Origin of the sequence: Mycobacterium sp. E1715 (assembly GCF_001667625.1) — a bacterium.
In the GTDB taxonomy this organism is placed as follows: Bacteria; Actinomycetota; Actinomycetes; order Mycobacteriales; family Mycobacteriaceae; genus Mycobacterium.
Map to the genome: position 1 here is coordinate 1 of NZ_LZJJ01000254.1, position 9482 is coordinate 9482.

The window sequence follows — 9482 nt, forward strand, 5'->3', positions numbered from 1 at the left end:
ACCTGCGACCGGGCGCTGGCGGTATCGTCGTCGACGTCGATCCGGGAGACCCCCGTCAGGTGCAATCCGCGCGGGGCGTCCCGGAACATCTTCCCGATTCCCTCGTAACCGGCGAAGACCCTTCCGTATACCAGGAATTCGGCGTCGGGGGTGAACAGGTCCAGGCATTCGTCGATCTCGCCGGCGTCGAGGGCCAGGGCGTAGCCGGCGAGCAGCTCGCGAATCGCGGCCCGGTCATGCGTCATGCTTCGCCTCCCGCAGGTGCTCGGCGGCGCCGCGGCGCAGGGCGTGCGATTCGGCCGTCAGCGTGATCATCGACAGCCCCAGCTTCGCCATGGCCCGGCCCGTCGTGCCGTCCCCGGCGTGGATGCCGGTCACCAGCCCGGCCGCGGTGGCCGCGCGGTGGGTTCGCACGATGGCGTCCAGGACGGCCGGATGCCTGGTCGCGCCAACGACATCCACGCCCAGCGAGAGCGCCAGATCGGCGGGCCCGACGTAGAGCCCGGCGAGCCCGTCGACGGCGCAGATCTCCTCGAGGCCGGACAGCGCCGCGGCGGTCTCGACCATGGCGAACACGCTGACCCGGGATTCCAGCGCGGCGGTGTCGCGGCCCAGGCTGGCGCGCAGCGGGCCGAAGCTGCGGATGCCCGCGGGCTGGTAGCGGGTGGCGGCCACGGCAGCGGCGGCCTGGTCCGCCGACTCGACCATCGCGATGACGACGGCATCCGCGCCGGCGTCCAGCACGCGGCCGATCGGCGCCGCGTCGGCGTTGGGCAGCCGCACCACGGTGCCGATGGGCAGGTGTTCGATCCGGCGCAGCATGCCGGCGATGTCGGCGTCGTCGAGGTAGCCGTGCTGGGCGTCGAAACCCACGTAATCGTAGCCGGCGCCGGCGAATTCCTCCGGGCCGAGCAGTGTGGGACCGGTGATCCAGCCACCCCAGATCGGGCCGCCCCGGTGCAGCGCCCGCTGCAACGCGCTCCGCGAGTCGTCGGTCACGCTCACTCTCCGATCGCGATCTTGACGCGCTCGGGGACGGGGCGACAGGCCAACTCGAAGGCGCCCTGCACGTCGTCGACGCCGAACGTGTGCGTCAGATAGGTGGCGAGCAGTCCGGGGTGTTCGGCGGCGAACTTACCGGCCAGCTCGAGCACCCGCCTCCGGTCCAGTGTCACACCGGATTTCAGCGTCAGGTTGTTGCGCAGCATGGCGCGCATGTTGATCGGGTAGGCGTCGTCGTCGGCGACACCGAAGTAGAAGACCGTGCCACCGGGCGCGGTGGCCTCGATGGCGTGGCCGAGCGTTGCGACCTGGTGACCGACGGCCTCGATGACGACATCGGCGCGGTCACCGGCGGCGAGTTGGCTCGTCCACCGGTCGCTGGTGGCGCGCACCGGGTCGTCGACGCCGAATGCGGTTGCCACGCTTGACCGGTCGACGGGGTCGACCCCGGTGACGCGCCGGGCCCCTGCCGCCTTGGCGACGTAGGAGAACAGCAGGCCGATCGATCCCTGCCCGATGATCGCCACGTGCCTGCCGGCCAGATCCGGCAGCTGCTCGCACGCATAGAGGACGCACGCCAGCGGCTGCAGGCCGACCGCCTGCGCCGGAGTCAGTACCGGGTCATACGGAGCCAGGCCATCGCCGTTGCTGACCACGCGTTCCATCATGCCGTCGAACCCGGAGGCCCAGCCGACAACCCGGTCGCCGGGGCGGTGCGCGGGGTGCCGGCTGGCGATCACCTCGCCGGCGACTTCATGGATGGGGAAGCCGTCCTTTTCGGCCGCGCTGGTCCCGTCGTCGCCCGGGAGACGACCGCGGGCGCCGCGAAAGGCCGGCAGGTCGCTGCCGCACACGCCGGCCGCCATGAACCGCAGCAGGACCTGGCCGTCGGCGAGGCACTCGGGAGTCTTCTCCGCGATCGCGGTCCGCTCGAACTGATAGGGGGCGATGATCCGGTAGGACCACACGTCAGACCTCCACCGGGATGTTGTTCCAACCCCACTGGAAGCTCGACGGCAACCGCCTGGCGGTGTCCGCCTGGATCTCGAACTCAGGAACCCGCCGCAGCCATTCCTGCAGCAGCACAGCGACCTCCAGCCGGGCGAGGTGGTAGCCGATGCAAAAGTGCTGGCCGCGGCCGAAGGCCAGCGAGCGGCGGATGGGCCGGTCCCAGATGAATTCGTCGGGCTCTGGATATTCGCGTTCGTCGCGGTTGGCGGAGGCGAGCAGCGTGATCACCCGCTGCCCGGGCCGAATGGTTTCGCCGTGGATGGTGAAGGGCTTGCGCGCGGTTCGGGCGAACCATTGCGCCGGCGCGCAAAACCGGATCATCTCCTCGCGGGCGACGGGCACGTTGTTGTCGGGGTCGGCACGCACCGCGGCCAGCTGGTCGGGCCGCTGGACGAGCTCCCATAGCCCGTGGGCGACGATCTTGGGCACCGTCTCGGTGCCACCGATGAAGATGCAGAGCATCTGGGTGGCGACTTCCACGTCGTCGAGCGGGCTGCCGTCGGGCAGGCGGTAGCCGAGCAGGCCGTCGACGACGGCGAGCGGCTCGCCGGACTGGTCGGCTCGACGGCGCCGCACCGCGGGCAGCAGGTATTCGAAATAGTTGGGCCGCGCCTCGGCGGTGTCCACCCCGACACCGGGCTCGGCCAGGCTGCCTGCATTGACGGCGGCCAGCACCTCTGGCGCGAGGTCCGTTGAGATGCCGAGCAATTCGCATACGACGGACGCCACGACAATGCCGCCGTAGTCCTGGGTCAGATCGAACGAACCGCGTGGCAACAGTTCGTCGAGCCGGTCGTTGGCCAGCCGCCGGATCCGCGCCTCCCAGCCCGCGACCGACCTGGGGCGCAGCGGCTGGGAGTGTGCGCGCCGGACCTCCGCGTACAGGTCCGTGTCGAACACCGCGTGGAACGGCAGCGGATGCAACGGCGGGTCGTCGACCGGGCCGGTGTTGTGCTTGGCCAGGACGGAGGCCGCCGGCAGGGTGCCTTCCGACGCGACGAACGTACCGTCGTTGACCTCCAGCACCTGCCAGATGTCCTCGAAGCGCGATAGCGCGAAGGTGTCCCATTGCGGCATGTAGTAGACGGGATGGTGGTCGCGCAGGATTCGGTAGTACGGCAGCGGATTCGCCATCACCCGCGCGTCGAAGGGGTCGTAGGCGAAGTCGGTGAAGTCCAGGGCCGCTGGCTGCCCCGTCACTGCAGCGGTGAGGGCGGTAGGGCCTGCAGGATCGAGTCCTCCCAGCCCTCGCGTAGGGCGGGCGCCACGCTCATCCAGGTGACGATCTCGGCGGGCGGGCTGTCCTTCCACGAAGGGTAGTGGTTGGCGAAGCATTCCCAGCCGCCGTCCAACGCCCAGTAGTGGATCACCTCGTTGTAGCGGAAGGTCGTGGTGAACGAGCCCAGCCAGCGCTTGCCGGTGCGTTCCGACCAAGGGACGTAGAGGCGCTCGAGTTCACGGATGTAATCGTCTTGACGCCCCGGCTTGGTTTGCATGATCTCCTGAATCACCAGCGGCGCAGCGAAATTGGCCTCACGCAGTTGGGCGAGGGTCTTGTTGCTGGGCCCGGGGTACATGATTCGGCCCTCGCCGGCGGCGCCGATGTCGGCCAGGAAGGCCGACCATTTGCCCGCCGCGGCCTCGTGGCTGCCGCCGCGTGCCTGGGCGGCCCCGATCCGCGCGTAGTCGTCGAACCCGTCGATCTCCCAGATGATCGTGACCTGCGGCCAGTGGCCGTTGTAGGGCGTGGTCTCCCAGATCGCGAACAGGCGCGCGCCGAGCTCGACCATCATCGGCCGGTAGGTGTCGGAGAAGACCTCGGTGAAGTGGTCGGCGCGGCCGGTGCCCAGCGAAATGGTCTCGTGCAGGTAGAGCAGTGTGTGGCGAAAGTACTTCTTCATCAGTCGAGCCGGACCAACCCCGAGTCGCCGCGACCACAGGTTGCCAAGTCGCAGAGTAGCGTCTCGGTGGAATAGACCGTGGGGCAATCGATTCCGGCCGCCGCCAGCGCGTGGCCCTTGAATCTGAGCGCGGCCGCGCTGAGCCGGTACTGCGCACGGGCCACCCCGCGATCGACGCGCAGTGGCCATCCGGTCGGCGCCTGGCCCCACAACGCGACTTCGGTCATCCGGTCGTCCAGCGACTCCAGCACCTGTTCGCGCACCCGCGCGTCCGCCGCGAACGCCTCGGCGCTGACCGCCAGGCTCTCACTCGTCGCGGCCGGGTCCCTGGTGGCGAAGTACTCCTCCACGTCCAGCGCCTGCACGCCGAGAATCCGCAGTGATCGGGTGTCGCTGCCATCCGGCAGTAGCACGGTTACCCGCCAACCGGCCATCGCCCGGTCATAGAGCCACCCGCCGGCCGATTGGACGACGTCGCGGGCACTCGCCGCGATGACGTCGAGCCGATAGCGCAGACAATCGCCGTCCGCGCGGCCGCGGGCGGCCTTGACCCGGCCGCCATGGCTGATGTCGAACGTGGACGTGACCATTCAATCCGTTCCTCACCGCCGCACCGAAACTGGCGCTTACCGCAACGCTTGTCCTGGGCTGGGGCCGCCTCACGCGGCTCACCGGACAGCGTGACACTTGGGAGCAAATTTGTAAAGGCGCGACCGGTGGTCACGAGTCGCGTCGCGCCTTGAGTTCGGCCAGCACTTCCTCGGTATGCTGCCCGAGTTCCGGTGCCGCAGAACGCGGTGTCCAGGGTGTGCCGTGGAAATCGGCCGGGGTGGCCACCATCGCGACGCCGGCTTCCCCGTCCGGCACGTCGACGATGCCGCCGGCGGCGTGGAACTGCTCGTCGGCGACGACGTCCTCGAGGGCGTTCACCGGTGACCAGAAGAAGTCTGGTTCGGCCGCGAAGACGTGCGCCCATTCGTCGAGGGTCCGGGTGGCGAAGATGGCGTCCAACTCGGCGATCAATTCCGCCGCGTTGAAGAACCGCGCGTAGGCGTCTATGAACCGGGGATCCTCCAGCCATTCCGGATGGCCGACGGCGCGACAGAGCGGCGGCCAGTGTCGGTCGACGTCGAGCCCGACGATCCAGAACCGCCGCCCGTCGGCGGTCGCATAGTTGTTCATGCAGGGGTTGCCCATCGATTCCCGCTGCCCGATCGCGATCGGCTGGCCGGTCAGCAGGTAGGTGTTGAGGTCGAAGCTGACGGTGTAGGCGCCCTGGCGGTACAGCGAGGTGGTCACCAGCTGGCCGGTCCCGGTGCGCTGCCGCGCCACCAGCGCCGCGCAGATCGCCGCTGCCAGCGTCATGCCGGCCGAGTGATCTCCCATGCCGCCGCGCTGGAACGGCGGGGTGTCACCGGGGCGGGTCAGAAGGTGTGCCACGCCGGCGCGCGACCAGAAGGCCGCCACGTCGTAGGCGGCGCGGTCGGCGTCGGGCCCGGTTTCGCCGTAGCCGGTGATCAGGCCGTAGACCAGGCGGGGGTTGTGGGTCGCCACCGATTCGAAGTCCAGCCCCAGGCGTCGTAACGCGCCGGGCCGCAGATTGGTGACGAAAACGTCGGCGTCCGCGAGCAATTCGAACGCGGTGTCGCGGTCCGCCTCCTCCGCGAGGTCCAACACGATGCTGCGCTTGGAGCGGTTGTCCATTTCGAACGGCGGGTTGACGCCGAGGTCGCAGCCCAGCATCCGGCCGAACAGCCGCCCGGGGTCACCGCTCGGTGGTTCGATCTTGACGACGTCGGCGCCCCAGTCGGCCAGGATGCCGCCGGCCGCCGGCCCGGCCACCCATACCCCGAGCTCGATGACCCTGACACCCTCCATCGGTCCCGCCATGGCTGCGTTCCCACTCTCCGTTGTTCCAGCTGGGGCACCCCCGCTCGCGGGGGACACGCCAGCGTGACGCTGCACCGTGAGTGCCACGCTAGCGTGACACCCGGTGGGGTTTGCGCGCGAATGAGAGGACACCATGAGCCTGGTAGCCGGACGTGGTCCGCTCAGTAGTGATCCGGCCGGGCGGTTCTCGCCCCCGCTGCCCGACGACGTCGTTTTCATCGAGCCTCATCCGCGTCGCGTGCAGGCGTTCCAGGACGGGCGCGCGGTGATCGACACCGAAGGGGCGCTGCTGGTGCACCGGCGGGGGCGCCCGCTCAGCTACGTCTTCCGCGCCGAGGAGGTCAGCGACCTGCCCACCGAACCCGAGCCGGAGGCTCCGGGCTTCGTGCACGTGCCCTGGGGCGCCGTCGACACCTGGCTGGAAGAGGGCCGCGAACTCGTCCACTACCCGCCGAATCCCTACCACCGCGTGGACTGCCGCCCCACCCGGCGCCGCCTGCGCGTCTCGATCGCCGGCACGGTGCTGGCGGACACCGACGACACGGTGATCCTGTTCGAAACCTCCCTGGCGCCCAGGCTTTACGTCGATCCGGCGCACGTGCGCACCGACCTGCTGCGCCGGTCGGACACGGAGAGCTACTGCAATTACAAGGGATTCGCGACGTACTGGTCAGCGGGCGACGTCGAGGATGTGGCGTGGAGCTACCCCGACCCGCCGCCGGAAAGCCTGCCCATCAAGGGGCTTTTCAGCTTCGACGCCGCACGCGTCGATGTGATCGCGGAGCTGCCGGCCAGCCTCCGTAGCTAGGAGCGCCACGCACCGATTCAGCGGTCAACGCTTTGAGGTGCGTCGACTGTTCCGTTCCGTTCGAGATGCATCTGCGCGGGTCTGGATACCGGCTAGCAGCATGTCGAGGGCGCGGTCGAAATCCTCGGACATCGACGATCGCTGACTGGTCGATGCCAGGGCCGCCAGGTGGGGATGGCGATCCGCCGCCAGGCGTCCGATGCGGCCGGCGGCATCGATGTTGTCCTGCTCCGGGGCGCCCCCGGCCACCGGGCCGGCCAACTCCACTTGAGCGGCACCCATGATCAGGCTGAGCACTCCACGAAAGGCGGCCAACAGATCCTGGTCGGCAAGTCCGCCACGGACCAGTGCCGCGACGAGCTGTTCCGCTGGCGCGAAGCCCTCGTTCGAAACCGTGCGGCGGGTCAAGACGAGCGGGACAGCGTTACGGTGACGGCGCATTGATTCCCACACAGCGATTGCGATGGATTTCACGTCGGCAAGCCACTCTTCGGACGTGGGAGGTAGCTTCACGTCGGCCAGCACCGCCTCGGCGACCAAGGCTTCGAGTTCCTCTCGGTCTCTGACGTAGTTGTAGAGCGTCATTGGTCCGGTGCCCAGCGCGCTGGCCAGCGAGCGCATGTTCAGTGCGTTCAGCCCGTCGCGATCGACGATCTCCATTGCGTGGGCGCGGACTTCAGCGAGGGTGAATCGTGCTCGGATAGCTGACCTCCTGCTCGTTGCCGCTTGACACGTACAGCGTACCTAAAGTACACCATTACGTACAGCGTACGTATCTATCGAGGACGATTTCATGAGCACTCACACCACCACCGCGGTGACATTCACTTCACAAGGCGCTCGATGCGCGGGCTGGCTGACACTGCCGCGCGGCGCTGGGCCCCATCCGGGGGTCGTACTCTGCCACGGCCTCGGCGCGACGCACGGCATGGTGATGTCGCAATACGAGCAACACTTCGCAGATGCCGGCGTGGCGACACTGGCCTTCGACTACCGGCATACCGGTGCTTCGGACGGTTCACCACGCCAGCGCTTCAGCATGCGCCGCCACCAGCAGGACGTCGGAGCTGCGCTGACCTATCTGCGTTGCCACGACAGCATCGACCCCCAACGAGTCGGCTTGTGGGGCACCAGCCTTGGCGCGATGCACGTGCTGCGGGAGGCCGGAGCCCGACGCGATCTCGCAGCGGTGGTCGTGCAGTGTCCGATCGTCCATGGACCGGCAACACTGATCGGCGGCGGCTGGCGAGCCGCTATGCGCGCGACGCCGGCGATTCTCGACGACGTGCTTCGCCGGATGCGAGGCGCCGCCCCGCGATACGTCCCCATCGTCGGCGAACCGGGCAGTCTCGCTGCAGTCACCATCCCCGGTGCGCTCGACGGCTGGTACTCCACGGTCCCCGCCGGCACCAGCTTCGACAACCGCGTCGCCGCCGCCGATGTCATCGGCATCGGCATGACCAGCGCCAAACACTGCGCCGCGAAGATTGCCGCTCCCCTGCTGGTATGCGTCTCCGCACGAGAGACCCTGATGAACCCCCGCCACGCCGTCGATGTGGGACGCCGCGCGCCAAACGGCGTCTTCCGTCACTACGACGGCGACCACTTCCAGATCTATCACCCGCCTCTGCTGGGCCAACTGCTCGCCGACCAGACCCGATTCCTTGTGGAGCACTTGAATGTCCAAAACAGCTGATCCACTGCAGGACAACGACACTCGACTCGTCGCGTTCCTCAGCACTCTCACCGCAGACCAGTGGGCAAGGCCCAGCCTATGCACAGACTGGAGCAACCACGAAGTCCTGGCTCACCTCGTCGTCGGCTACTCGGCAACGTTGCCGTCGATCGCCGCCGCCATGCTGCGACATCGCGGTTCGTTCGACCGCACCAACTCCTCGATGGCCCGCGCGTTGGCCGCACAACGGGACCCGCACTCGCTGATCGACGACTTTGCGGCCTTGACACGGCAGGCGCGCGGTATCGGCCGCCTTTTCCCGCGGCGACTGCTGCTCGGCGATCACGTCATCCACCAGCTGGACATCACCTTCGCGCTCGGTGCCGAATCCACTATTCCCCCAACAATACTGGCCGCCGTTCTCGACACCGAGGTGCGAATTCCGAACCCATTCGTCCCGGCCGCCACGCGTGCACGGCTTGTCTACGGGGAATGGCTGCGTCGGGAACGGCGGCCGCTAGACGCACGCAAGCAGCTAGGACCGGCTTATGAAACGTTCACGAAAAACGGAATGGATGCCTTTGCCAGGCGCGCGCGGCTTGAGCTTGAAGCGACAGGCGAACGAGTCCGGAGAAAGGCGGCCGTCCCGAAAGATTCAGCTCTGACTCCGCGTGAGGCGCAGATCGCCGTATTGGCCGCCGGCGGGGCCACCAACTCGGAGATCGGCGCCCAGCTGTTCATCAGTCCCAACACCGTCGCGTACCACTTGCGAAAGGTATTCATCAAACTGGACGTGACCGCACGGCGCCAACTCGCTGTCGGGACGATCAATCGAGCGTCATCGTGGCCGGTTGCCGACTGGTGATTGGCCGCAAGCACACCGAGACGTCGAGGCCCTCGATGACCGGTCATGGCCGTAACGGGATGGACTTTCGCGACGGCTGGAGACGGGTGGCGAGTACCGATACTCCGTCGCCGGTCAAATGCCTGAGCGCCCAGGGACGGCCGGCCAGCACCGAGGCAAGGTGACCGGCTTCGCCGGTGGCGGTCGGCCCAGCGCTGGGGCGTGACCATGTGGTGTCGGTGGCGATGAGGTTCAGGCCTCGTGCGCGCGCGGAGGCCGGGACGAATGGGTTCGGAATTCGCACCTCGGTGTCGAGAACGGCGGCCAGTATTGTTGGGGGAATAGTGGATT

At 68.2% G+C, this 9482-nt stretch carries 11 protein-coding genes and 1 pseudogene; 3 read left to right on the plus strand and 9 right to left on the minus strand.

Annotation, left to right across the window (positions count from 1 at the left end):
- The 7 genes from A9X03_RS13470 to A9X03_RS13500 all read right to left on the minus strand — a co-directional run.
- A partial coding sequence (locus A9X03_RS13470) for a nuclear transport factor 2 family protein (protein ID WP_197696071.1) occupies window positions 1–245 on the minus strand: 245 nt, incomplete at its 3' end.
- Complete coding sequence (locus A9X03_RS13475; protein WP_068261479.1) at window positions 235–999, minus strand: HpcH/HpaI aldolase/citrate lyase family protein; 765 nt, start codon at window positions 997–999, stop codon at window positions 235–237. The genes A9X03_RS13470 and A9X03_RS13475, both read right to left, overlap by 11 nt.
- Before the next feature lie 2 nt (window positions 1000–1001).
- Window positions 1002–1970 carry a zinc-binding dehydrogenase gene (locus A9X03_RS13480; protein ID WP_068261481.1) on the minus strand — a complete coding sequence of 323 codons (969 nt, stop codon included), beginning with the start codon at window positions 1968–1970 and terminating at the stop codon, window positions 1002–1004.
- A 1-nt stretch (window position 1971) separates the two neighbouring features.
- Window positions 1972–3147, minus strand: coding sequence for a cytochrome P450 (locus A9X03_RS13485; protein WP_068261492.1), 1176 nt, complete (start codon window positions 3145–3147; stop codon window positions 1972–1974).
- Between the two features lie 62 nt (window positions 3148–3209).
- Window positions 3210–3914 carry an NIPSNAP family protein gene (locus A9X03_RS13490; RefSeq protein WP_067755446.1) on the minus strand — a complete coding sequence of 235 codons (705 nt, stop codon included), beginning with the start codon at window positions 3912–3914 and terminating at the stop codon, window positions 3210–3212.
- Complete coding sequence (locus A9X03_RS13495) at window positions 3914–4504, minus strand: hypothetical protein (RefSeq protein ID WP_067755448.1); 591 nt, start codon at window positions 4502–4504, stop codon at window positions 3914–3916. The genes A9X03_RS13490 and A9X03_RS13495 overlap by 1 nt, the downstream gene beginning before the upstream one ends.
- Window positions 4505–4634: 130 nt before the next feature.
- Complete coding sequence (locus A9X03_RS13500; protein ID WP_067755450.1) at window positions 4635–5804, minus strand: CaiB/BaiF CoA-transferase family protein; 1170 nt, start codon at window positions 5802–5804, stop codon at window positions 4635–4637.
- Window positions 5805–5937: 133 nt separating this feature from the next.
- Between A9X03_RS13500 and A9X03_RS13505 the strand changes: the two genes are divergently transcribed.
- Window positions 5938–6612 carry a DUF427 domain-containing protein gene (locus A9X03_RS13505; RefSeq protein ID WP_068261484.1) on the plus strand — a complete coding sequence of 225 codons (675 nt, stop codon included), beginning with the start codon at window positions 5938–5940 and terminating at the stop codon, window positions 6610–6612.
- A gap of 24 nt (window positions 6613–6636) precedes the next feature.
- On the opposite strand, the gene A9X03_RS13510 is transcribed toward A9X03_RS13505, so the two are convergent.
- Complete coding sequence (locus tag A9X03_RS13510) at window positions 6637–7272, minus strand: TetR/AcrR family transcriptional regulator C-terminal domain-containing protein (RefSeq protein ID WP_368664937.1); 636 nt, start codon at window positions 7270–7272, stop codon at window positions 6637–6639.
- A 133-nt stretch (window positions 7273–7405) separates the two neighbouring features.
- Here A9X03_RS13510 and A9X03_RS13515 point away from each other — a divergent pair, with 133 nt between their 5' ends.
- The gene (locus tag A9X03_RS13515; protein WP_068261487.1) at window positions 7406–8308 is read left to right on the plus strand and encodes an alpha/beta hydrolase; all 903 of its coding nucleotides are present in this window, start codon (window positions 7406–7408) and stop codon (window positions 8306–8308) included.
- The gene (locus tag A9X03_RS30845) at window positions 8292–9152 is read left to right on the plus strand and encodes a maleylpyruvate isomerase family mycothiol-dependent enzyme (protein ID WP_082974492.1); all 861 of its coding nucleotides are present in this window, start codon (window positions 8292–8294) and stop codon (window positions 9150–9152) included. Before A9X03_RS13515 ends, A9X03_RS30845 begins: the two co-directional genes overlap by 17 nt.
- 43 nt (window positions 9153–9195) lie before the next feature.
- On the opposite strand, the pseudogene A9X03_RS30255 reads toward A9X03_RS30845, so the two are convergent.
- Window positions 9196–9482 (minus strand): annotated as a pseudogene (locus tag A9X03_RS30255) (hypothetical protein); the annotation flags it as partial.

Bases quoted from the DNA above. Each gene is read 5' to 3' on its own strand.
- A9X03_RS13485 (WP_068261492.1), bottom strand. From the start codon at position 3,147: ATGGCGAATCCGCTGCCGTACTACCGAATCCTGCGCGACCACCATCCC.
- A9X03_RS13490 (WP_067755446.1), bottom strand. From the start codon at position 3,914: ATGAAGAAGTACTTTCGCCACACACTGCTCTACCTGCACGAGACCATT.
- A9X03_RS13495 (WP_067755448.1), bottom strand. From the start codon at position 4,504: ATGGTCACGTCCACGTTCGACATCAGCCATGGCGGCCGGGTCAAGGCC.
- A9X03_RS13500 (WP_067755450.1), bottom strand. From the start codon at position 5,804: ATGGCGGGACCGATGGAGGGTGTCAGGGTCATCGAGCTCGGGGTATGG.
- A9X03_RS13505 (WP_068261484.1), top strand. From the start codon at position 5,938: ATGAGCCTGGTAGCCGGACGTGGTCCGCTCAGTAGTGATCCGGCCGGG.
- A9X03_RS13510 (WP_368664937.1), bottom strand. From the start codon at position 7,272: ATGGAGATCGTCGATCGCGACGGGCTGAACGCACTGAACATGCGCTCG.
- A9X03_RS13515 (WP_068261487.1), top strand. From the start codon at position 7,406: ATGAGCACTCACACCACCACCGCGGTGACATTCACTTCACAAGGCGCT.
- A9X03_RS30845 (WP_082974492.1), top strand. From the start codon at position 8,292: ATGTCCAAAACAGCTGATCCACTGCAGGACAACGACACTCGACTCGTC.